General features: G+C 32.4%; 25 protein-coding genes and 2 tRNA genes. 13 read left to right on the top strand and 14 right to left on the bottom strand.

What is annotated here, in order from left to right; translation table 11 throughout:
- Window positions 1-136: 136 nt before the first annotated feature.
- The 4 genes from NSA01_RS08035 to NSA01_RS08020 all read right to left on the bottom strand — a co-directional run bounded on the left by NSA01_RS08035 (window position 137) and on the right by NSA01_RS08020 (window position 3,084).
- Complete coding sequence (locus NSA01_RS08035; protein WP_257480958.1) at window positions 137-787, bottom strand: hypothetical protein; 651 nt, start codon at window positions 785-787, stop codon at window positions 137-139.
- Window positions 788-1,207: 420 nt separating this feature from the next.
- Window positions 1,208-2,200 (bottom strand): lipoate--protein ligase, encoded by a 993-nt coding sequence (locus NSA01_RS08030; protein ID WP_257480957.1) that lies wholly within the window; start codon window positions 2,198-2,200, stop codon window positions 1,208-1,210.
- A 3-nt stretch (window positions 2,201-2,203) separates the two neighbouring features.
- Window positions 2,204-2,482 (bottom strand): heme NO-binding domain-containing protein, encoded by a 279-nt coding sequence (locus NSA01_RS08025; RefSeq protein ID WP_257480956.1) that lies wholly within the window; start codon window positions 2,480-2,482, stop codon window positions 2,204-2,206.
- Window positions 2,483-2,529: 47 nt separating this feature from the next.
- Entirely contained in the window at window positions 2,530-3,084 is a 555-nt protein-coding gene (locus tag NSA01_RS08020) for a Sir2 family NAD-dependent protein deacetylase (RefSeq protein WP_257480955.1), read from the bottom strand.
- 129 nt (window positions 3,085-3,213) lie between these two features.
- Here NSA01_RS08020 and NSA01_RS08015 point away from each other — a divergent pair, with 129 nt between their 5' ends.
- Complete coding sequence (locus NSA01_RS08015; RefSeq protein ID WP_257480954.1) at window positions 3,214-4,170, top strand: Gfo/Idh/MocA family protein; 957 nt, start codon at window positions 3,214-3,216, stop codon at window positions 4,168-4,170.
- 47 nt (window positions 4,171-4,217) lie between these two features.
- Here the strand turns inward: NSA01_RS08015 and NSA01_RS08010 are convergent, their stop codons facing one another.
- The 4 genes from NSA01_RS08010 to nrdR all read right to left on the bottom strand — a co-directional run bounded on the left by NSA01_RS08010 (window position 4,218) and on the right by nrdR (window position 7,174).
- Complete coding sequence (locus NSA01_RS08010) at window positions 4,218-5,396, bottom strand: D-alanyl-D-alanine carboxypeptidase family protein (protein ID WP_257480953.1); 1,179 nt, start codon at window positions 5,394-5,396, stop codon at window positions 4,218-4,220.
- A 52-nt stretch (window positions 5,397-5,448) separates the two neighbouring features.
- Window positions 5,449-6,081, bottom strand: a complete 633-nt coding sequence (gene spoIIM / locus NSA01_RS08005; protein WP_039945052.1) for a stage II sporulation protein M — start codon at window positions 6,079-6,081, stop codon at window positions 5,449-5,451.
- An 89-nt stretch (window positions 6,082-6,170) separates the two neighbouring features.
- The gene (locus NSA01_RS08000) at window positions 6,171-6,710 is read right to left on the bottom strand and encodes an NUDIX hydrolase (RefSeq protein WP_007049789.1); all 540 of its coding nucleotides are present in this window, start codon (window positions 6,708-6,710) and stop codon (window positions 6,171-6,173) included.
- A complete protein-coding gene (gene nrdR / locus NSA01_RS07995) occupies window positions 6,710-7,174 on the bottom strand; it encodes a transcriptional regulator NrdR (RefSeq protein WP_007049790.1) in 465 nt (154 codons plus the stop codon). Before nrdR ends, NSA01_RS08000 begins: the two co-directional genes overlap by 1 nt.
- A 305-nt stretch (window positions 7,175-7,479) precedes the next feature.
- On the opposite strand from nrdR, the gene NSA01_RS07990 reads away from it, so the two are divergent.
- The 5 genes from NSA01_RS07990 (at window position 7,480) to NSA01_RS07970 (ending at window position 10,268) form a co-directional block, all read left to right on the top strand.
- Entirely contained in the window at window positions 7,480-8,388 is a 909-nt protein-coding gene (locus tag NSA01_RS07990) for a magnesium transporter CorA family protein (RefSeq protein WP_257480952.1), read from the top strand.
- A gap of 19 nt (window positions 8,389-8,407) precedes the next feature.
- Complete coding sequence (locus tag NSA01_RS07985) at window positions 8,408-9,115, top strand: M48 family metallopeptidase (RefSeq protein ID WP_257480951.1); 708 nt, start codon at window positions 8,408-8,410, stop codon at window positions 9,113-9,115.
- A 43-nt stretch (window positions 9,116-9,158) separates the two neighbouring features.
- Window positions 9,159-9,971 (top strand): pyrroline-5-carboxylate reductase, encoded by an 813-nt coding sequence (proC, locus tag NSA01_RS07980; protein WP_257480950.1) that lies wholly within the window; start codon window positions 9,159-9,161, stop codon window positions 9,969-9,971.
- A 76-nt stretch (window positions 9,972-10,047) separates the two neighbouring features.
- Window positions 10,048-10,136, top strand: a tRNA-Ser gene (locus NSA01_RS07975).
- A gap of 40 nt (window positions 10,137-10,176) precedes the next feature.
- A tRNA-Ser gene (locus NSA01_RS07970) sits at window positions 10,177-10,268 on the top strand.
- 280 nt (window positions 10,269-10,548) lie between these two features.
- On the opposite strand, the gene NSA01_RS07965 is transcribed toward NSA01_RS07970, so the two are convergent.
- The 3 genes from NSA01_RS07965 to NSA01_RS07955 form a co-directional block, all read right to left on the bottom strand.
- Window positions 10,549-11,193 (bottom strand): D-Ala-D-Ala carboxypeptidase family metallohydrolase, encoded by a 645-nt coding sequence (locus tag NSA01_RS07965; protein WP_257480949.1) that lies wholly within the window; start codon window positions 11,191-11,193, stop codon window positions 10,549-10,551.
- 120 nt (window positions 11,194-11,313) lie between these two features.
- The gene (locus NSA01_RS07960; protein WP_257480948.1) at window positions 11,314-12,159 is read right to left on the bottom strand and encodes a DegV family protein; all 846 of its coding nucleotides are present in this window, start codon (window positions 12,157-12,159) and stop codon (window positions 11,314-11,316) included.
- Window positions 12,160-12,618 carry a MarR family winged helix-turn-helix transcriptional regulator gene (locus tag NSA01_RS07955; protein WP_257480947.1) on the bottom strand — a complete coding sequence of 153 codons (459 nt, stop codon included), beginning with the start codon at window positions 12,616-12,618 and terminating at the stop codon, window positions 12,160-12,162.
- A 186-nt stretch (window positions 12,619-12,804) separates the two neighbouring features.
- On the opposite strand from NSA01_RS07955, the gene NSA01_RS07950 reads away from it, so the two are divergent.
- From NSA01_RS07950 to NSA01_RS07940, 3 genes are all read left to right on the top strand, one after another.
- On the top strand, window positions 12,805-13,530 hold the full coding sequence (locus tag NSA01_RS07950; RefSeq protein WP_257480946.1) for a PspC domain-containing protein: 726 nt from the start codon (window positions 12,805-12,807) through the stop codon (window positions 13,528-13,530).
- Complete coding sequence (locus NSA01_RS07945; RefSeq protein ID WP_257480945.1) at window positions 13,523-13,858, top strand: LiaF transmembrane domain-containing protein; 336 nt, start codon at window positions 13,523-13,525, stop codon at window positions 13,856-13,858. The genes NSA01_RS07950 and NSA01_RS07945 overlap by 8 nt, the downstream gene beginning before the upstream one ends.
- Before the next feature lie 91 nt (window positions 13,859-13,949).
- On the top strand, window positions 13,950-14,363 hold the full coding sequence (locus tag NSA01_RS07940) for a secondary thiamine-phosphate synthase enzyme YjbQ (protein ID WP_257480944.1): 414 nt from the start codon (window positions 13,950-13,952) through the stop codon (window positions 14,361-14,363).
- Window positions 14,364-14,443: 80 nt separating this feature from the next.
- On the opposite strand, the gene NSA01_RS07935 is transcribed toward NSA01_RS07940, so the two are convergent.
- On the bottom strand, window positions 14,444-14,824 hold the full coding sequence (locus NSA01_RS07935; protein ID WP_257480943.1) for a VOC family protein: 381 nt from the start codon (window positions 14,822-14,824) through the stop codon (window positions 14,444-14,446).
- A gap of 209 nt (window positions 14,825-15,033) precedes the next feature.
- Between NSA01_RS07935 and NSA01_RS07930 the strand changes: the two genes are divergently transcribed.
- The 4 genes from NSA01_RS07930 (at window position 15,034) to NSA01_RS07915 (ending at window position 19,686) form a co-directional block, all read left to right on the top strand.
- The gene (locus NSA01_RS07930) at window positions 15,034-15,807 is read left to right on the top strand and encodes a ZIP family metal transporter (RefSeq protein ID WP_257480942.1); all 774 of its coding nucleotides are present in this window, start codon (window positions 15,034-15,036) and stop codon (window positions 15,805-15,807) included.
- A gap of 799 nt (window positions 15,808-16,606) precedes the next feature.
- A complete protein-coding gene (gene mazG / locus NSA01_RS07925) occupies window positions 16,607-17,956 on the top strand; it encodes a nucleoside triphosphate pyrophosphohydrolase (RefSeq protein WP_257480941.1) in 1,350 nt (449 codons plus the stop codon).
- Between the two features lie 75 nt (window positions 17,957-18,031).
- Window positions 18,032-18,304: an HU family DNA-binding protein gene (locus tag NSA01_RS07920; protein WP_257480940.1), complete on the top strand. Its 273-nt coding sequence runs from the start codon at window positions 18,032-18,034 to the stop codon at window positions 18,302-18,304.
- Window positions 18,305-18,408: 104 nt separating this feature from the next.
- Complete coding sequence (locus tag NSA01_RS07915; protein WP_257480939.1) at window positions 18,409-19,686, top strand: hypothetical protein; 1,278 nt, start codon at window positions 18,409-18,411, stop codon at window positions 19,684-19,686.
- Between the two features lie 26 nt (window positions 19,687-19,712).
- Here the strand turns inward: NSA01_RS07915 and NSA01_RS07910 are convergent, their stop codons facing one another.
- Together NSA01_RS07910 and NSA01_RS07905 are read right to left on the bottom strand one after the other, a co-directional pair.
- On the bottom strand, window positions 19,713-20,150 hold the full coding sequence (locus NSA01_RS07910; RefSeq protein ID WP_257480938.1) for a nucleoside deaminase: 438 nt from the start codon (window positions 20,148-20,150) through the stop codon (window positions 19,713-19,715).
- Complete coding sequence (locus NSA01_RS07905) at window positions 20,150-20,629, bottom strand: QueT transporter family protein (protein WP_257480937.1); 480 nt, start codon at window positions 20,627-20,629, stop codon at window positions 20,150-20,152. The genes NSA01_RS07910 and NSA01_RS07905 overlap by 1 nt, the downstream gene beginning before the upstream one ends.
- Between the last annotated feature and the right edge of the window lie 18 nt (window positions 20,630-20,647).

Raw genomic sequence — 20,647 nt, 5'->3', positions numbered from 1 at the left:
AAAGTATTATTCTCTTCTTTTGAAATGGAAATATATAATTCAGCTTTATCACCGGCTACTTTTTCACTTGCTTTTTCTTCATCTATACTTTCAGAAATGATCGTCTCTTTACTATGGATATCTTCTTTTACGGATTCTAAATCATCTTCCTTTGATTTTTTTTTCTTTCTGCTTTTTTCTTGGATTTTGCTTTATCATCTGTTTGTAGGATAAGCTCTCCTTCGGTTTGAGAAATCTCTTCGTTTACGATGTCCGAACTTTCTTTTTTGGGTTCATTTTTCTTTTTCTTGGTATCTGATTTTTCTTTATTTTTAAGTTCTTTATTTTCTTTTTTCTTTTCTTTATTATCTTTCTCTTTTGCTTCTTTTAAAGCTCTTTTTTCTTCTTTTTTATTTAGACGTTCCTGTTTTTTATTTTTATAAGCTTCTATTTGTTCCGCTGTAACGGAGAAATGTTTTTTTATAAGATTTTCCTCGTCTTCTTTATCGTACCCCGTATACCCTTCCAAAAGAGTATTTTTAATAAATATCCTATTATAAATAAGAGCAAAGACGATATTTGAAATGAAAGTGACGCCCAAAAATCCGTAAAGAGTACGAGACGATGTTATTATAGGTAATTTACTTACTATATAATTCAAAACGACATGGAATACGAACATTATCCCCGTCCATAAAAAGTCAGCTCTGTATAAAGGTACGAAAGGTCCGAAAATAAGCGTGGTAAAACTAAATCCCGCTTTACATACCTTTACTCTATCGTCCTCATTTTTTAGTCTGATTTTCATGTAACGTTCCTCCAACATTGTTATCCTACCTTATAATATCATAAATTTGTCATAATTTGCAGAAAAAATTGACTTTATGCTCAATAATTTAAATTTTTCTTAAAAGCTTGTTTACCTTAATGTATATGTTTAAAAATCAAAAAAATCATTATGGATAGAAAATATATATATTATTTATAAAACAAAATAATAAACTGACTATTTATTATGATTATCATTTATATAGGTTAAAACTTTATTAAATTTGATTTAACGAATAATTAAAAATTATTATTTTAATCTCTTATATAGAATTTATCATTTTCTTTATGATTTAAATTATAAAGCTTATGATATTTAATACAATATAATTTCTATTAAGAAAATATTAAATTTTAATTTATATTTTTTGCAAATAAAAAAGACTATATGACTAGCCTTTTAATCGAAGAGCAATGATATGAATTCCTCATTTTTTATATTTGTTATATAATCATCGAGCTTAATAGTTTCGAGAAGAGAGCCTATATAATCTTCTTTGTAATTAAGCCCTTTTATCTTATCTTCAAGTTCATCGGTCTCTTTGACGGAAAAATAATCCCCGCTTAATTTGATATCTTCTATAATACCGCTTTTGACATCCAGCATTACTTCGATAAGCCCGGAACTTTCAAATTTCTTTTTGTTCTTTATGGAGAATTTGGGAGAATATCCATAGTTGAATTCCCAAGTACCGTACTTGTCTTTTACCAGCTTTTCGATATTTTTATAATCTTCATCTGTAAGCCTGTATTCTTCCATATCCATTTCGCTGAATATTTCATCTAAAATAAAATCTTTGAACTGATAAATATCCATTTTTATATCCAGGACATCTTTGATATTAAGTACCCTGCTCTTGACCGATTTTATCGCCTTCGACTCTATCTTCATTTGACTGACGTTAAGAGAATTGACAAGAGCCTCCACATTTACATTAAACATCAACGTACCGTGATGAAGAACTTTATCCTTATTGAGCCCCTGAGCATTGCCGCTTATTTTTTTGCCGTCTACCAAGATATCGTTTCTTCCGCTGAGATAGGCATCTACGCCAAGTTTTTTAAGTGCATTTATGATAGGAAGAGTATATTTCTTAAAGTCGATTTCATTCTCGTCTTCTTTCTTTGTGGTTATGAAAGAAAAATTTAAATTTCCTTCATCGTGATATACCGCTCCTCCTCCGGTATTACGTCTTGCAACGATGATATCATTGTCCTTTACGTATTTGGAATTTATCTCTTCTATGGTATTTTGGTGTTTACCTACGATTATGGAAGGAGAATGTATGTAGAAAAATACGTAATCATCCTTAAAGTCATCATTGTTCATTACGTAATTTTCAAAAGCCATGTTGTAATATGGTATATTCCACCTGGTCTTTATATACTTCATATACTATAAGACCTCTCCAGAAAATAATATATTGGTATATATCTCGTCATCATATCCTTTTTTTGTGTAGATAGTGATATTGCCCAGACAAGTATCATATCTCGCAAATTTATTTATCACACCGTTTGTCTCTATCATCGTATATTTGACAAGTGCATTCAAAACATCTTCCAAAAACTCATCGTTATATTTTTCAAGCTGAACGAAGATATCCTGACTGCAGCCTAAAATACCAAGCTTTTTATTTGCCATAAAGATACCTTGTAAATAATCATCTTTCATTTTATACCTCCCCGAAAAACAATATAATAATATTCTTTCCCAAGATACTATTTTTTACTATTTAATTCTTCCAAAATTTTTCTAACGTTTTTTTGTGCGTCTTCCTGAATTTCAATGATTTTTGCTCCCCTGCTTTTTGCGACCATTCTAAGGTCCCCTGCGATAGCGGTATGCATGGAAGCACCTATCACAAGAAATACATCACCCTTTTTCATACTATCCACAAGTTCGTATGCCTTTTGATAATTCGGTGCGGGGTCTCCGTACAAGACAGGCTTATTGTAGAGTGTATAAGCTATATCCATTTCATCGTCATCCGGAAGTCCTCCGTGAAGTTCCAAAGGTTCGCTGCCTGCCAATCTATGAAGCCCGTCGATATTCATAGTTATGATAGGTATTTTGTATTCGTAAAGTGCATAATGTGCATCATTGGGTTTTGCACCGTTCATATTGTTTTTTAATTCTTTTATCGTTTCATTATATTCCTTGGGGTTGGAAATTGCAAAGGATCTGAACAATTTTTCTCTTACTTCCGGTCTTTCCATAAAAGTAGGGATATTGCTTTGCTTTGATATGCCCGCTCCCGTAAATGCTATAATCATATTTATCATTCCTTTTTATTTTTTTTATTATAACATTATAAACCCATGCCGATTTAAATTCAATTATACTTTAGTAATTTTTTAAAGTAGTGTATAATATACCTATATTTTTATTTTAGGAGAACGGTTATGATAAAATATGGGATTTTAAGTACGGCATCCATTGTTCCGAGATTTGTAAAAGGGGTAAGAGAAAGCGGAAACGGAGAAGTCACGGCGATAGCTTCGAGAGGAGAAGCGAAAGCAAAACAAAAGGCGGAAGAGTTAAACATCGAAAAATACTACGGAAGCTACGAAGAATTATATGAAGATAAGGACATCGACGTTATTTATATCGCAACGATAAACTTCCTTCATTATCAAAATATAAAAGACGCTTTGAATGCGGGAAAGCATGTAGTATGCGAAAAACCTATGGTACTAAAAAAGGAAGAAGCAATAGAGTTATTCGACCTTGCAAAGGAAAAGGGACTGTTCCTCGTTGAAGCGCAAAAAGAAATTTTCCTTCCTATAACAAACATGGTAAAGGACATAATCAAAAATAAGGAAATAGGAGATGTGGGACTGCTGGATTTTGCAACATCATTCCCGGGAGACTACAATGCGTGGACCCTTGATTTATCAAAGGGAGGCGGAGTGTTCTTCACGAATGCGGTATACTGCATAGAATACCTTGAATATATTTTCAACAAACCAATTTCATTATACTCCGGAATGAGGCTTAAAAGTGAAGAGTTCGGCGGAGATAAAGAGTGTATACTAAACTTCAAAATAGGTAACGAAGCACTGGCAACAAGCAAGATTTCGGGATATGTAAAGTTACTAAACAAGTTATTTATCTACGGCAGCGAAGGATACATAGAAATGGATAACTTCTACAGAGCGGACAAAATGACTATACACTACTACGACGACAGAGAAGAAAAAGAAGTCTCTTATCCGATGACATGTGAAATGACATATGAAGTAAAGCACTTTAACGAATGCATAGAAAAAGGAATGACAGAAAGCGATATAATGACAAAAGATATGACTTTGCACTCTGTGGAAATATTGGAAGAGATACAAAAATCTTGGAAATGTTAATATTTTTACTTAAAAAGCTCCTTTATGGAGCTTTTTTATTGAATCAATTATCTCATCATAACAAACTGCTTAAAAGTATTTCCTATAAAGTCAAATGCCCCGACTCTTTGGATATCTTCGCTCGCAATCAAATCCGAAGTGCCTATGACTTTATCGCCGTCGCTTACGGTGACCGTCCCTAGCTTATCGCCCTTTTTAACGGGAGCGTTTATCTTTTTACTATCAAGCTTTACATCGGATTTATATTCCTTATTTTCGTTCTTATTCATCAGGGTAGATATGCTGTCTTTTGCTACAACGCTTACCTTGTCTTTATTTCCCTTATTCACCTCTATATCTGCGATAACTTTATCCTTTTCAACTACATTTTCAGCCTTATATGTGCTAAAACCGTAATTTAAAAGTTTGTTTGCTTCGGCAAATCTGGTCTTTGAATCCGGTGCATGAAGTATAACTGCAATAAGCCTCAAGTCCCCTTCTTTTCCCGTTGCGGATACGCAGTGCCCCGCGTCTGTGGTATACCCCGTCTTTAGTCCGTCCACCTTGTCGTTCATCCTAAGGAGCTTATTTGTATTGCTAAGTGTCCTTTCCTTGTCGTTCTTCTTGCCTATTTTTATGGTCTTCTGCCAAGTGGAGCTTATCTTGAATATATCGGGATACTTGCATACTTCCTTGGTCATAAGAGCAATGTCATAAGCGGATGAGTAATGGTCATCTGCCGGCAGTCCGTTGGAATTTACGAAGTGAGAATTCTTCATCCCCAGTTCCTTTGCTCTGTCGTTCATCATAAGTACGAATTTTTCTATGCTTCCTCCCACGAATTCACCCATAGCCGCACATGCGTCGTTTGCGCTCTCGATGATTATGGCATTCAAAAGCTCATCCACACTTCTCATCTCCCCCTCTTCCATAAATAACTGACTTCCCCCCATTTTACTCGCATAATCGGAAATCGTCACCATATCGCTCATATTTATGGTCTTGTTATTTACCGCTTCCAAAATGAGAAGTATCGTCATTACCTTGGTGACACTGGCAAGAGGAAGTTTTTCGTCTTTGTTCTTCTCATATAAAACTTTCCCCGTTCCCACATCCATTAGTACGACCGATTTACTCTGAATATCCATATCAACTTCATTCTTACTCTCTTCCTTTGCGAATACAAAAGACGAAGATGTGAAAATGAGTGAAAATGAAAGAATTAAACTAACTATTTTTTTCAACATATCTATCCTCCTAATAAATAATTATTATGTAAATCAAAAAATATTATTTCTTTTATAAAAATGCAGACGAAAATATTACAATAAACATCGGCACGACATAGCTTTCTATATATATACCGAGGACATTAAGCAAAAATGCCATAACTATATAAATCGTATACCTTATATAAAAAGCGGAATTGTTCACCTGCTTGTAACGGCTCTTATTGTTCTTCTGGATTATGTATTTAAAGGAAGAAGCCGTGACGGAAGCAAATAATAGGGCGGCGGTCTTTATAAGGTTTTGAACTATAAGAACAGCCAGTGCAAAAAGTATCCCCTTAAGACCGAATTTATATATGAAAAACGTATTCGTAAACCCCAGCAAAAATCCGTTGTAAAACACTATGCTTATTGAATAGATAAGACTTAAAACACTAAGCCCCAGTATCCATAGAAACACATATATCTTCGCATCTCTTAATAGCGTCGATGTGAATATTTCCTTGCTGTTTATGGTGGAAGTATCTTTGGTAAGAAGAGAAAAGAAAGAATTGATATAGTTTACCAGTTCTTCTATCTGTTCGCTGCTTAGAAAATATATCGTAACTCCCCCTATCGCAATACCTAGTATGAATACGAACAGGAAAAATAAATATTTATTTTTGTTTTCTTTAAAATGATAATTAATAAATTCTCTAATCATAAATTCAACCTTTTGATTTAATAAGAACAATAAAAAAGACATGCCCTGATACTAAAGGGTATGTCCCATTCTCTGATTTATGATTAATTTTATATATTATTTTCCAAACAGTATCTCATTACACCCGCAACCGTCTTTGCATCGCGTATCTCGCCTTTTAATACACTTTCTTTAAATTCTTTGATGTCTATTTCCACTACATTCAAAAACTCATCATCATCCAAATTCTGCTTTGTCCTTTTTAAGTTAGTGGCAAGATAAACCGAGATCACTTCATCACAGTACCCTACGGCTGAGAGCATATCGAAATAATGTACCATTTTCCCCGCTTTATATCCCGTCTCTTCCTCAAGCTCTCTCACTGCGGCTTCCATCCTGCCTTCATTTCCTTTGTCCAGCTTACCGGCTGGAAGTTCAGTCGTAACATCAAATATCGCACTTCTGTACTGCTTTACGAGTACAAGCTTATTATCATTCGTTACTGCAAAAACAGCACATGAACCACAGTGTTCAAGATTATCTCTCGTTGCTTTCCTGCCGTTTGGAAGTATGACAGTATCACACCTTACATCAAATATATTTCCTTTGAACAAAGTTTCCTTTTTTACTATCTTCTCTTCTATCTCCATTATTTATTTCCTCTGTCACTTAACATAGTCTTGAGTTCATCCATAAAACTGTTCACATCTTTGAACTGTCTGTAAACCGAAGCAAATCTTACGTAAGCAACTTCATCGACGTCTTTCAGTCTCTTCATTATCTCTTCCCCTATAACAGTCGAAGAAACTTCCTTCTTAGCGATTTTTTGTATCTCGCTTTCTATATCATTTACCATATGCTCTATCTGCTCAATGGAGACCGGTCTCTTCTCGCATGATTTTATGATGCCGTTCATTAGCTTGTTTCGGTCGAAAGACTCTCTGGTACCGTTCTTCTTTACCACTATCAAAGGTATCGTCTCTACTTTTTCATACGTTGTAAATCTCTGTGCACAAGATAAACACTCTCTTCGTCTTCTTATCGCAGTATTATCATCGGTAGGTCTGGAATCTATTACTTTACTTTCTATATAACCGCAGTGTGGACATTTCATTTTTATTTCCCCTTTCGCAGCGAGTAAATATGTATACCCTATTTATAGTAAAATTATATACCAAAAAAACGAGTTTTTCAATATTTAATATGAATACATTACCTTTATTATTATGTTATAATACATATTAATTAATATGATTTTGTATTCTTATAATTATGATACGAACTCATATATTTGTTCTAAAATAAATATAAAACAATTTATTTAATTGTTATAGTAATTATTTATTATTTTTTGTTAATCATAAATAAATTAAGATTATAATATTGAATGTGATATTATAGATGTACCGAGGTGAGACGATGTATTATAAAGTAGACAATGAACTTAAAGAGATAGAAAGTTTAGATAATGTAAGTGAGAAAGACGATGTGGTGATACTGCTTACTCTCGAGCAGTGGCACGAGGCGTGCCGTGATAAAGGCATACCGACATATTATGCGGATTTTGACAATATAAACTTTTCAAAATCAGAAGTATACAGAGATGTAATAGTGGGGACTTTCTTTATCCCCAAAATGGGAAAAGATTTAAAGCAGGGGAAGTTCGGATATTATATAAAAAATCATAGGATATATTTTATCGACAGCGACAACGTTGTAAAACCCATAATAGAAAGTATAAAAGAGAAGAGAGAATGGAAAAATCCGTCCATATCACATTTTTTATACGACTTTTTGGATATACTCATAAGCGGGGATTTGGGATATCTGGAGCATTTCGAGACGAACATAAACGAAATCGAAGACAAGGTCTTAACGGGAGACTTAAAGAACTTCAATTATTTTATAGTAAATATGAAAAGACAGCTGTTGGTACTCAGCAATTACTACGACCAGCTTATAGAAATGGGTATGGTATTTGAGGAGAACGAAGAGGACATATTCATAAACGGATATAAAGGGCTTTTCAGGATATTTACAAATAAAGTCGTAAGGCTTAACGGGAAAGTAGATATGCTTATGGAATATACAAGGCATCTCAGGGATCTGTATCAGGCACAGGCGGATATAAAGCAGAACAGGACGATGCAGACCCTTACGATAATCACCGCAGTGTTCTCTCCACTTGCACTCATTGCGGGGTGGTACGGGATGAACTTTAAATATATGCCGGAGCTTGCGTGGAAGTACGGATATCCGCTGGTTATATTTTTAAGCCTTTCCGTGGTAGGATTTAGTTTTTATTTGATGAGAAAGTATTTTAAGTAAGAGGAAGTATTTTTAGTAAATGAATGATTTGGATTATAACGTAATAATAAACAGAAAAAATATAAAAAACTTATATATAAGAATAGACAAAGATTTGAATGTGGTGGTAAATGCGAATAAGGAGCTTACGACACAGGGGGTCTATAACGTACTCAGGCTCAAAGACGACTGGATAAAAAAGAGAATAGAAATAATGAAAAAGCGGTATGCTGAGGTGGATGACCTTCAGGACAAGACGATCGGTATACTGGGCAGAAGGTATAAGATAGATGTGATAAAATCCGATGAGGATAAAATAGACCTTGAAAAAGATAAATTTATCTTATATTCAAAAGAAGATGACATAGAATATCAAACTGTGCTCATAAACGATTATCTTAAAAAGACTTTTGATGATATACTGAACAAAAAGCTCATCTGTGAATGTAAACTGAGGGCGGAAGAAGTGGGTATAAGAAGGAAATTTACTTTAAGGACAAGGATAATGAAGACAAGGTTCGGAAGTTATTCCGTTAAGACGGACAGGATATGCCTAAACGTATGTCTGGTGAAATACTCCGAGGATATAATAAAAAGCGTACTGCTTCACGAAATGTGCCATATGAGGTTCAGAAATCACCAAAAGTGGTTTTATCGTACCTTATACAAAATGTGTCCCGAGTACGATAAATTTTGTGAAGAATTAAAAAGCGATTTTTTCTTTAAAGATACGTGGTTTTTGGTATAATATCATTGATGAAAGAAGAAATATATTAAAAGGAGATAGTGTTATGAACAAGATAGTGGGATTTATAGGGTTTGGAAATATGGCAAGAGCCATGGCAGGAGGGATCATTGACGGGGGTGTGGCTGATAAAAAAAATATAATCGCCAGCGCTTCCACGGATAAAACCCTTAAAAATGCACAAGATACATATGGGATAAATGTTACCATGGACAACAAGGAAGTTGCGAAAAAGAGCGACATTTTATTCCTTGCGGTAAAGCCCAATGCTTATCATATAGTAATAAACGAAATAAAGGACTGTGTAAGTGATGATACTTTGATAGTCACCATAGCGGCGGGTCAGACATTAGAAAACGTCGAAAAGATGTTTGGTAAGAAAATAAGGCTTATAAGGACCATGCCGAATACTCCCGCAATGGTAATGGAGGGAATGAGCCTTATATGTCCCGGGGAGAATGCTGATTTTGAAGATCTTGAAGACGTACTTAGGATATTCGGTAGCTTCGGTAAAAGCGAGGTCGTTGAAGAAGCCTTGATAGATACTGCGGGTAGCCTAAGCGGCTGCGGACCTGCATTTGTGTATGTATTCATAGAAGCTTTGGCGGACGCGGCGGTGGAAAGCGGAGTTAAGAGAGAAATGGCTTACAAGCTCGCTTCACAGATGGTTCTTGGGGCGGCAAAGATGGTCCTTAAAACGAAGGAACATCCCGGAAAATTAAAGGATAATGTATGTTCTCCGGGGGGAACGACCATAAAAGGAATAAATGCTCTCGAATACTCTGGATTTAGAGGTAATGTAATAGATGCACTTCTTTCGAGTATCGAAAAGTCAAAGGAAATGAGCGGGAATAAATAAAAATATTTTATAATTAAGGCTTATTATGTTGACAAAAATAATTCTATATGATAATATAGTTAAGCTTAATGAATCCCGAGAGGTACCGAAGTGGTCATAACGGGGCGGTCTTGAAAACCGTTAGGGTGCAAGCCCACGTGGGTTCGAATCCCACCCTCTCGGCCATTAAGATTAAACTGAATATCTTTTTTTTTATTCGGATTACGGAGAAGTACTCAAGTTGGCCGAAGAGGTGCCCCTGCTAAGGGTATAGGTCGTGTAAGCGGCGCGAGGGTTCAAATCCCTCCTTCTCCGCCATTATGTATTTTCACATCTTACTTATGTAAGATGTTTTTTTTATTGTTTTTTAGGGTGGTTTTATATTTTATATTTTATTTGGTATCATTTCAGACTGCATATCTAAAGACGTTTTGTTTGGTATATTATTTTGATTTTTAATGTGAAGAGTTTTACTTATTACTGTGTTTAATTATTGTATCTTTGGATTTGCATTTTGGTATGTGAGGGCGGTGCGGGGCGCGGAATCTGCTTTAGCAGGCGTATACAAACACTAAAAAAGAGCTAATCTAAGTCCTTTTTATTTATATAATAACTTCCAAGTATTTTTACCTACAATACCGTCAGCCGTAAGTCCCGATTTATTTTGAAATTTCTTTACCGCATTTTGTGTCGATGAACCAAAAATACCATCCGCCGATATTTTATATCCCTTTTTTATCAATCTATTTTGAGCTTTTTTAACATACGCTCCCCTGCTTCCCCTTGAAATAACAGGATAATAAGAAGGGTTACCTCCAAAAGTTCTTACAGAGCGATAATAATTAGTATAATAATAGAAAAACTTTGAAGGTCTGGAATCTATATGAACAAAATTCGCGTTCGGATAACAGCCTATTCCTTTTAATCCTATAGCTTCTGCATATTTTGCTATAGTTTTTACATCAACTCCACTGATATATATATCAAAAGCTCTTCCCTTTGTATGATAGCTTCCACTTGCTCCTCCTATTTTTCTGTTATAATCTACAGTCCTGTAACCTGAATTTATATGGACGGCTTTTTTAAAATGTACTCTTATTTTTTCTAACTTTTTAGCAAGATCTATATCAATAAATATCTTATCGGTTCCGTCATGGCAGGCAAATTCCTTGATTTTAAAATGAGTAGCACCGGGAACTTCATTCTCACCGTCTTTTGATTTGTAATATGTAATCACATTCATTATTTTTCCTCCTACACAGGAATATTACTTCTATTTATAGTATGAAAAAACAATTAATTGTGTTCAAAATAAAAAAGCACCCTAAGGTGCTGAATTTAAGTCAAAGAAAACTATAATTATTTATTTTTCTTCTTTTTTAATATATGCTATGCCTATAGCTCCTGGACCTGAGTAAGTACCCACAGTAGGTCCTATTGAAACAGTTTCTTTATCTTTTATATCAACATGCTCCAGCATAAAACTTTCAAAATCTTTTATTGCCTTATGAGCATGAGCATGACCGAAAGAAACCGGATATGAAGTATCTATATCGTCTTTTACTTTCTCTAACATGAATTTATAAGAAAGTTTTTTACCTCTTACTTTTCCTGACTGAACGAGTTCTCCGTCGACAGCCTCTAAAATAGGGTTAATATTAAGCATAGTCCCTACAACTCCGGTTGCCTTAGAAATCCTTCCTCCGTAAACCAAATACTTAAGTGTATTTAAACAAACATAAAGCTTTAAATTTTTTATCATATGCTCTATTTTAATAACGATTTCAGAAGCACTTTTCCCCTCATCTCTTAGCTTACATGCTTCACTAATTAATAAATAGGTTCCAAAACTGGCAATCCTCGAATCGACTAAATAAATTTTATCTTCGCTGACTTCCATTTTTGCATTGAATGCAGACTGTAGTGTTCCGCTTAATTTGGATGATACAAGGATAGCAACGACATCGTCACCCTTATCCACATATTCCTTAAATACTTTTTCAAAACTCTTTGGACTCGGCTGAGAAGTTGTAGGCATATCATCCCCTGTCAATATGAGTTTTTCGTAAAATTCTTCATTATTTATCGTAACACTATCCAAATATTCATCATCGTCAAACCTTACACTCAAAGGCACCACCGTTATATCCAGCCTTTCGATTTGCTCCTTACTTAAATCACATGTACTGTCAACAACAATCTTTACCATTTAATCTACCTTCTTTCTGCTTTTAAAGAATTTTTCCAATTCAACAACAGCTTCCATTAATATTTTTCTCTTTTCCTCAGGAAAAAAATCAAGCATCTCTTTGACCATATTTTCATGAAATTTTGCATGGTTTTCTTCAACTTGTTTACCTGCTTTAGTAGTATAAATATTTATTACTCTCTTATCATGTATATCCCTCTCTCTTAATAAATATCCTTTTTTCTCTAAACTATTTACGCTTATAGTAAGGGTTCCGGGAGTTATATCCAAAGTTTTTGCAATATTTGAAGAAGTATTGTTTCCTTTTTTTTCGTTTTTTACAACAGCTTCGATAACATGCATTTCTCTGATTGAAAGATTTTTAAATTTTCCTTTTTTTAAAGCTCCCTCTTCTACTTTTAAAATTTCATTGAAACTTTCTACCAAAAATTCATTTAATATACGTTCCTCTTTATTCATGTTCGCTCCTAGCTACTTTGACTATCAAATTACTTAAATTATACTCTGTTTTCATATTAAAATCAAATAAAGTATTTTTTGATAAAATTCTTTTTAATTTGTTTTTAATGTTTAATTAATTCATATCTTATCTTACACCTATACTATATAACATATAATAAGACAAAATAATAATTGGAGGACGTTATGAACGAAAAAAAGCTTTACAAAAGCAGAGAAGACAAATATATCGGAGGTGTATGCGGGGGGATCGGTGAATATTTTGAAATCGACTCAACTATTATCAGACTCGCAACGATCCTTTTATCATTTGCAACAAGCGGAGTATTAATCCTTATTTACATTTTACTATGTTTTTTAATCCCTTATGAACCTATAACTCCATATAACACTAATGAAAAACAATCCGCAAATTCATCTTACAATCAAAATTACCAAACAAAAAAAGATAACAATTATGAAAACCCGGTAAAAGAAAACAAGAGACAATATAATCTGGGTATTTTTCTTGTTATAATCGGTGTCGTTTTATTCTTAAGTAAGATCCTTCCGGAATTTATATCAAGATTTATAGTTCCTATAGGATTTTTAATAGCAGGTATTTTACTTATAACCTCAGCTGCACCTGCAAAAAAGAAAAAAGCTGATGATTTCAATACAAAACAAAAAGAAAATTATACTCAAGAAACTTCTGATTCAAAAGAAGACACAAATCAAAATGAAGAAACCAAATCAGAAGAAAACAAAGATGAAGAAGTAAAACTTATAGAAACTTCAGATGAAATCATATTTATGGGTACGAGTGAAGAAAACTCGGAAGACAAAAATAATCAAGACACTGAGGACTTACAAGGAGAATTTACCAAAGAAGAATTAATCAAAATGAAAGAAGAAGGTGATGATAATGAATAAAAATTTAAAAATCATCTTAGGAGTATTATTTATATTAATCGGTGCCGGATATATACTAGATTTACTTAATATACACATTATTTCATTTAATGGTTTTTTTAGATCTTTAGAATTTATATGGCCTTTATTCCTTGTTGTTATAGGTGTATATCTGCTTACATCCAGCAAAAAAGTAAGAACTATATTTATAAGTATATTTTTAGCTCTGCTTATAGCGGGAACATGTTATTTTACAGTTTCTTCTTACCACAATATATTTCATAACGATTCTACATTTAATTTTAACGATAATTACAATCACGATACGTTCAATTTCTTTGATTATTAATATAAAGACCTCTTTGAGGTCTTTTTTACTATAGACTAAAATTATAAAATACTTTATAATAGGGATTAACAATATAAAAAAGGAGTTTATTATGTTATTTGAATTTGACCTTAGGACCGACAGTGAAAATTTCCACAATATTACTTCCAAAGTAAGAGAAGCTGTAGAAAAAAGTAAAGTTAAAAATGGTATATGTACGATCTACTGTCCTCATACAACTGCGGGAATAACCATAAATGAAGCAGCAGACCCCGATGTCGTAAGGGATATGATGTTTGCACTCGATAAGTTTTTCCCTGATATGAGGGAATTCAGACATTATGAGGGAAACAGCACTGCTCATATAAAATCAAGCATAATAGGAACGAGTGAAAATATAATAATAAAAGACGGACAGTTAGTCCTCGGGACATGGCAGGGAATATATTTTACGGAGTTTGACGGACCGAGACACAGAAGATTTTTTGTAAATATAATAAATGAAAACGACGAAATAAAATTATAAAAAGAGCAGATATCTGCTCTTTTATTTTTAATTATATGATTTAAAATCTTTCAAAACTAAATTAAATTATTATTTATACACTATTTTTCTCTAATAATTTCAATATCATATCCGTCAGGATCCGTCACGAAGAAAAAGCTTGACTTATTTCCCCCAAGACCTGAAAAATCAGTAACCTTATACCCTTTTTCCTTAAGTTCTTTATGTGCAGCTTCCAAATCCTTTACGTAAAATCCAAGATGTGCAAACCCATTCCCAACTTCATATGGCTTTTCGGGGTCATAATTATAAGTAAGCTCCACTTCACATGTATCAGCCGCATCTTTCAAAAACACCAAACAAAAGTCTCCCGGATAATCTTTTCTCCTCGTCTCTTTCATTCCAAGAGCTCCAACATAAAAATCCAAACTTTTTTCAAGATCATATACCCTAAGAGAAGTATGTCCAAATCTAAAATCCATAATATCGTCCTCCTTTATTATTATAAAATTATATCACAATTAAATATTTTTAACAATTTAAAATATTACTCATATATAATATTATATATGCTACATTCATATTGACATATTTCGAACGAAAGAGTAATATTCTTATTAAGAAAACAAGGGCTTGAAGCCTTTAAATTTTACATACAGGTTAGCTAAAACTAACTTAAAAGGAGGAGATTATGAATACATTTATTGGAATAATGATACCATTTCTGGGAACAACACTTGGTGCGGCAATGGTTTATCTTATGAGAGGAGATATAAAAGCTTCTGTACAAAAAGCTCTCTTGGGATTTGCGGCAGGAGTCATGATAGCAGCTTCGGTATGGTCGCTTTTGATACCTTCAATGGATATGTCGGCTGATATGAATAAACTGGCTTTTATCCCCGCAGCTGTGGGTTTTGCACTCGGGATAATATTTCTACTTAGTTTAGACAAAATAATCCCGCATATGCATCTTGACAATGAAGTCGAAGGAGTAAGCAGTAAACTTAAAAAAACAACTATGCTGATTTTAGCCGTTACACTTCATAATATCCCCGAAGGAATGGCAGTAGGAGTGGTATTTGCAGGATTTATGACGGGCAACACAGATATAACTTTTCTCGGCGCGCTCTCTCTTTCAATAGGTATAGCAATTCAAAATTTTCCGGAAGGGGCTATAATATCTATGCCTTTAAAGAATGAAGGCATAAGCAAAACAAAATCTTTCATATATGGAACTTTATCTGGAATAGTGGAACCGATAGCTGCCTTTTTAACGATATTATTATCATCTGTTATAATCCCTTTCCTACCCTACTTATTATCCTTTGCCGCAGGAGCAATGATATATGTCATAGTAGAGGAATTGATCCCTGAAGCAAGCGAAGGCGAACATTCAAATATAGCTACGATCGGATTTGCCGTAGGATTTCTTATAATGATGATTTTAGATGTTGCACTTGGATAATATCAACCAAATATTAAATAAGAAAATAAATTAAAATATCTACTAATTAAAACGGAAAAATCGCAGTGATTGAATAAAACTTATTTACCGAGTAAAAAATTGTATATTTTATAAATAACGAAAAAATGATGTAATAAATAAAAAATATATTATGAGAATAAGAATATGATTTTAATATTAATTATATTCACTGCCTAAGAAGAATAGTTCATGATTATAATGTTATATTATTTAATATAGTATAAATTTCATGTTATAAAAAAATCAAAAATTTAAGTTATAAAAAATGATAAAATATTTGATGAGCCATAACAATACCCAGCAAGCAAAATATTACATATATAACCAGCTGATATACATATACGTACATTTGATATTCTTCCGCCAAAAGTAAATGAAAATGATGAAAAAAATCCTATATATCATAATGGTATATAGAAATAATCAAATTTAACTTCAAAAACATAAAAGCCTATAAATTACGCTATTTTAGGAGAAATCCCCTATTACGAGAAAGTAATAAAGAAAGATATAATAGAGGATACAAGAGTCCTCATAGCCGCTCACGGAAATTAGATAAGAAATTTTATAATGTAGATATAAATATTCCGTAGGGAATATCATTGGTATTTGAGTTTAATGAAAATAATAATACAACAAACCATCATTATTTAGGAGATGAAAGTATAATAAAAAAATAAATAAAGTCATAAATCGAGGATAAATAAAAGCATAAACTATTGTATCCTTAATATATTCTCTGATAAAATGTAATTATATAACTTAAAGAGGTACAATAATGAAAAAAATATTTATAGTAAATATCAATAATGTAGGAGATTTAAGTTTAAATACCTTAAATAAAATAGAAAATGCAGAAATCATATATGTAGAAAAAAATAATAAAAAGATTATATTCCCTTTTAAAAAAAGTATAGAATATATCGATATAAATAATTATGAAGAGCTGATAAATAAATTTTCAAATAAAGAAAATATTTGTTTGATATTTGATACTCTTAATAAGAATGATTTACTGGATAGTCTTATTGAGAATAAAAATATTGAAATAAATATAGACGATAACATAACAAATATATTATATAATGACTTGGACAGCTATAAAGTAATAAATGCAAATAACCCCTCTTTAGACATACCTGACTATGGAAGCATAAATATATTTATAAATATAAATGATAAAAAAGATTTAAATAGAGTAAAAGAGCATTTAATCAAATATTTTAGTAAAAAAATTGAAATTTATGTAATAAGAAAAGAAAAACTCGACAAAATAAGGTTAAAGGACTTAAATGACGGGGATGAAGCCTTATTCCCAATAACTTTAATAATCAAAAAGCAAGATTTTCTTTTAATCAAGGGAAGCCTGAATTCATTTATGGATTTAATAGCTTATCTAAGAAGCGACAAAGGCTGTCCGTGGGACAGAAAACAAACACATGAAAGCCTTAAAAAACATCTCTTGGAAGAAACGTATGAAGTAATAGATGCCATTGACAGAAATAATATAGAAGACTTAAAAGAAGAACTGGGAGATTTACTTCTCCAAATAGCGCTTCACTGTCAGATAGAGATAGAAAACAGTTCATTCGATGAAAGAGATGTTATAGACAGTATAAGTTCAAAAATAATAAGAAGACATCCTTATGTATTCGATAATACAATCTTGGAAGGCGAAGACACAAGTAAAGTATGGAATGAAGTAAAAAAAGAAGAAAAATCTTATACTAACTTTTCACAGACTATGGAAAGTGTTCCAAAAGTATTCCCCGCTTTATTATATGCAAATAAAATTCAGTCAAGAGCAAAAAATGCAAACTTCGATTTTGAAGATTACAACCAAGCACTAGATAAAATTCATGAAGAAATCAATGAATTTGAAAATGAAATAAATAATGATGAAGATAACTTATTTATGGAAGCAGGAGACTTATTATTCAGTGTTGTAAATACATTACGACTGCTGGACATAAACAGCGAAGAAGCATTAAAAGCATCAACAAATAAGTTTATTTTAAGGTTTTCGATGATGGAAAAGCTGATTGAAGTCGATAATAACGATATTACGGGCTTAAAAGCTGAAATTTTGGAAAAATATTGGGAAAAGGCTAAATTACTATTGAAATAAATATATTTTTTGGTAAAATATAATCTAGAGTTGGAAAGTTGTTAAGTCAACAAATATAAATTTGGAGGAATTATAATGAATAAATCAGAATTAGTAAGCGCTTTAAGCGAAAAAACTGGTCTTACAAAGAAAGAATGTGATAACTGTCTAGGAGCATTTATTGAAACTATTACAGAAACACTTAAAAAAGAAGACAAAGTATCTCTAGTAGGATTTGGTACTTTCGAAGTTAGAGAAAGAGCAGAAAGAAAAGGTATCAACCCTCAAACTAAAGAACAAATCACTATCCCAGCCAGCAAAGCACCAGTTTTCAAAGCAGGCAAAGCTTTAAAAGATTCTTTAAACTAATATTAAATTTATAATTTATGAAGAAAAAAAGATACCTTTATGAAGGTATTTTTTTATTGCCCTTTGTGATATAATAATTAAGTTAATGAACCGGGAGTGATATAATGCAAAAATATGATGCTATTATACTAAATTCAGACGGCAGTAAGAAATTCTTTGAAATAGGTTCCTTTTCTGCTTTTATAGAAAACGATATAACTTTTGAGGCTATCTGTGCTGGAGGGCTCGGCGTTATTAATGCGTCATTTTTAGCTATGCAGGATATTGATAATATGGTTAAATTCTGGACAATGGCTATAAATACCGATTTGTTCAAAATAACAGAATTGATTGCAAATATATATGAAGCCAACTGGTCAACATTAAATGACAGACAGTTCATAAAAGAATTTACAAAGTTTTTAGCTACAGACGAAAGACTCAATGACTTAAAATTTTCTCTTAAAAAATATATAAAAGAAGATAAAGTACGAAAATCAAATACAAATTTATTTTTAAACAGCATTAATCTAAGTACACTTGATTATGAAGTAATAAATATAAATGAAATACCTTTGGGGCAGTTCCATTCATACCTGCTGCTTTTGATTTGTTTTCCTGAAATTTCAAGGTTTATTAAAAAAAACAATTTATTTACCAATTCAAATACTGATTTAATAAATATTTTGGTAGATAACGGATATCAAAAAATTCTCTCAAGCGAAGAAACTATAGAACCTTTAAGTTTCAGAAATGTAAATGTAATAAAAAGCAGTGACTTTCTGGAAATAGAGAACAGTTATAATAGTGCTAAGATGAAAAAGCATATAAACACAGGATACTTGGATACATTAAAAGCAATAAATAAAGTAAGCGGGAAAATATATTATATTGATTATGTAAATGATATAGAATTTAATAAATTTACTTCACATCTCGGAGAAAAGTTGAGCGAGAGTAAAAATTATCTTCTTAAAATATTGCTTGAAACTAATCATTTAAATAAAAAAATAATATTAGAAAAATTAGATGATTTAATAAAATACTCGGAATTCAGAAAAGAAAAAAATCTGGAATTATCTTTGATAGAAAACCTCGGGAATATACTTGGAATAGAAAAAAATAAAAAGTATACTTTTACCGAATTTAAAAACTTAATAGAAGATATAGTTAAGAGAGAAACAGCTATACAAATAAAAAAGGTTCAGGATAAAGAAGTATTATCAAGGCTGATAAAAAGAAATGAAGATTTGGTGAATATAGACAAAGAGACTTTTATTGAATATTTCTTGATTTTAATCAGTGCAAAGCCGCAGACATATTCTAAGTTAACGCTTGTTTTTAATAAGATCAATAATAAAATGCTGCTTGGAATAGTAACTTTAATATATTTATTCAACTAAAAAAGCAAGGTGGGTACCCCTTGCTTTTATTTATTTCTTATTTGCTTAAAAAAATCTTTTAAAATCACAGAACATCTTTCTTCTTCAATGCCTCCGTAAACATCAATGCCTTTAGCTTTATTATCCTCTAATAGATTATATCTGCTCCCAAAAGCACCGTAATCCATATCCATCGCACCAAATACTACTTTATCTATTTTAGCGTTTATAATGGCTCCTGTACACATAGGACACGGCTCAAGAGTTACATATATACTGCATCCGCTTAAATTATGACTGCCAAGAATTCCCGAGGCTTCTCTTATTGCTAATATTTCGGCATGAGCTGTGGGGTCATTATCTTCTATAACCCTGTTATGAGCCTTTGATATGATTTTATCATCCTTAACTATAACAGCCCCAACGGGGACATCCTCCCCGCTTTTTAAAGCTTCTTTGACTGCTAAAAGCATATATGTATTCATTAATCCGAAAGTAAGCTCCTCAATTTTTGATTTTTTTCTATCAATAATAATAACGGAAGCCCAACAACATAAAGACTTACCGCTTGTCCTATTGATACACTTATAAATCCGGCAACAAAAGGGATCGAAGCCATTTTATACAAGATAAAGCCTACAAATAATCCATTGAATAAAATACTCGGTATTCCAACCAAATACTTATTCTTTATCTTACTTGCGGTAAAAGCCGCTAAAAGAGTAGCAATAGAACCAAAAGCTATATCTATTATCCCAAAAGGACTGGATAAGTTCGCGAGTATGCACCCTACGAATAATCCAGGGATTGCGGAAGGCGTAAAATACACCAATACATTAAGCGCTTCCGAAATTCTCACTTGGTTTTCTCCGAAAGCTATCGGAGAAATAAGCATTGTGCTCACAATGTATAAAGCCGCTATTATCGCAGCTTTAGTCAAAAATTTTACTTTACTGTTTGTCATCACATCTCCTATCCACCG

The sequence above is a fragment of the Anaerofustis stercorihominis genome, assembly GCF_024623185.1.
Classification (GTDB): domain Bacteria; phylum Bacillota; class Clostridia; order Eubacteriales; family Anaerofustaceae; genus Anaerofustis.
This window is presented reverse-complemented; position numbering and strand designations above follow the sequence as displayed.

Bases quoted from the DNA above. Each gene is read 5' to 3' on its own strand.
- NSA01_RS08035 (WP_257480958.1), bottom strand. From the start codon at position 787: ATGAAAATCAGACTAAAAAATGAGGACGATAGAGTAAAGGTATGTAAA.
- NSA01_RS08030 (WP_257480957.1), bottom strand. From the start codon at position 2,200: ATGAAGTATATAAAGACCAGGTGGAATATACCATATTACAACATGGCT.
- NSA01_RS08025 (WP_257480956.1), bottom strand. From the start codon at position 2,482: ATGAAAGATGATTATTTACAAGGTATCTTTATGGCAAATAAAAAGCTT.
- NSA01_RS08020 (WP_257480955.1), bottom strand. From the start codon at position 3,084: ATGATTATAGCATTTACGGGAGCGGGCATATCAAAGCAAAGCAATATC.
- NSA01_RS08015 (WP_257480954.1), top strand. From the start codon at position 3,214: ATGATAAAATATGGGATTTTAAGTACGGCATCCATTGTTCCGAGATTT.
- NSA01_RS08010 (WP_257480953.1), bottom strand. From the start codon at position 5,396: ATGTTGAAAAAAATAGTTAGTTTAATTCTTTCATTTTCACTCATTTTC.
- spoIIM (WP_039945052.1), bottom strand. From the start codon at position 6,081: ATGATTAGAGAATTTATTAATTATCATTTTAAAGAAAACAAAAATAAA.
- NSA01_RS08000 (WP_007049789.1), bottom strand. From the start codon at position 6,710: ATGGAGATAGAAGAGAAGATAGTAAAAAAGGAAACTTTGTTCAAAGGA.
- nrdR (WP_007049790.1), bottom strand. From the start codon at position 7,174: ATGAAATGTCCACACTGCGGTTATATAGAAAGTAAAGTAATAGATTCC.
- NSA01_RS07990 (WP_257480952.1), top strand. From the start codon at position 7,480: ATGTATTATAAAGTAGACAATGAACTTAAAGAGATAGAAAGTTTAGAT.
- NSA01_RS07985 (WP_257480951.1), top strand. From the start codon at position 8,408: ATGAATGATTTGGATTATAACGTAATAATAAACAGAAAAAATATAAAA.
- proC (WP_257480950.1), top strand. From the start codon at position 9,159: ATGAACAAGATAGTGGGATTTATAGGGTTTGGAAATATGGCAAGAGCC.
- NSA01_RS07965 (WP_257480949.1), bottom strand. From the start codon at position 11,193: ATGAATGTGATTACATATTACAAATCAAAAGACGGTGAGAATGAAGTT.
- NSA01_RS07960 (WP_257480948.1), bottom strand. From the start codon at position 12,159: ATGGTAAAGATTGTTGTTGACAGTACATGTGATTTAAGTAAGGAGCAA.
- NSA01_RS07955 (WP_257480947.1), bottom strand. From the start codon at position 12,618: ATGAATAAAGAGGAACGTATATTAAATGAATTTTTGGTAGAAAGTTTC.
- NSA01_RS07950 (WP_257480946.1), top strand. From the start codon at position 12,805: ATGAACGAAAAAAAGCTTTACAAAAGCAGAGAAGACAAATATATCGGA.
- NSA01_RS07945 (WP_257480945.1), top strand. From the start codon at position 13,523: ATGAATAAAAATTTAAAAATCATCTTAGGAGTATTATTTATATTAATC.
- NSA01_RS07940 (WP_257480944.1), top strand. From the start codon at position 13,950: ATGTTATTTGAATTTGACCTTAGGACCGACAGTGAAAATTTCCACAAT.
- NSA01_RS07935 (WP_257480943.1), bottom strand. From the start codon at position 14,824: ATGGATTTTAGATTTGGACATACTTCTCTTAGGGTATATGATCTTGAA.
- NSA01_RS07930 (WP_257480942.1), top strand. From the start codon at position 15,034: ATGAATACATTTATTGGAATAATGATACCATTTCTGGGAACAACACTT.
- mazG (WP_257480941.1), top strand. From the start codon at position 16,607: ATGAAAAAAATATTTATAGTAAATATCAATAATGTAGGAGATTTAAGT.
- NSA01_RS07920 (WP_257480940.1), top strand. From the start codon at position 18,032: ATGAATAAATCAGAATTAGTAAGCGCTTTAAGCGAAAAAACTGGTCTT.
- NSA01_RS07915 (WP_257480939.1), top strand. From the start codon at position 18,409: ATGCAAAAATATGATGCTATTATACTAAATTCAGACGGCAGTAAGAAA.
- NSA01_RS07910 (WP_257480938.1), bottom strand. From the start codon at position 20,150: ATGAATACATATATGCTTTTAGCAGTCAAAGAAGCTTTAAAAAGCGGG.
- NSA01_RS07905 (WP_257480937.1), bottom strand. From the start codon at position 20,629: ATGACAAACAGTAAAGTAAAATTTTTGACTAAAGCTGCGATAATAGCG.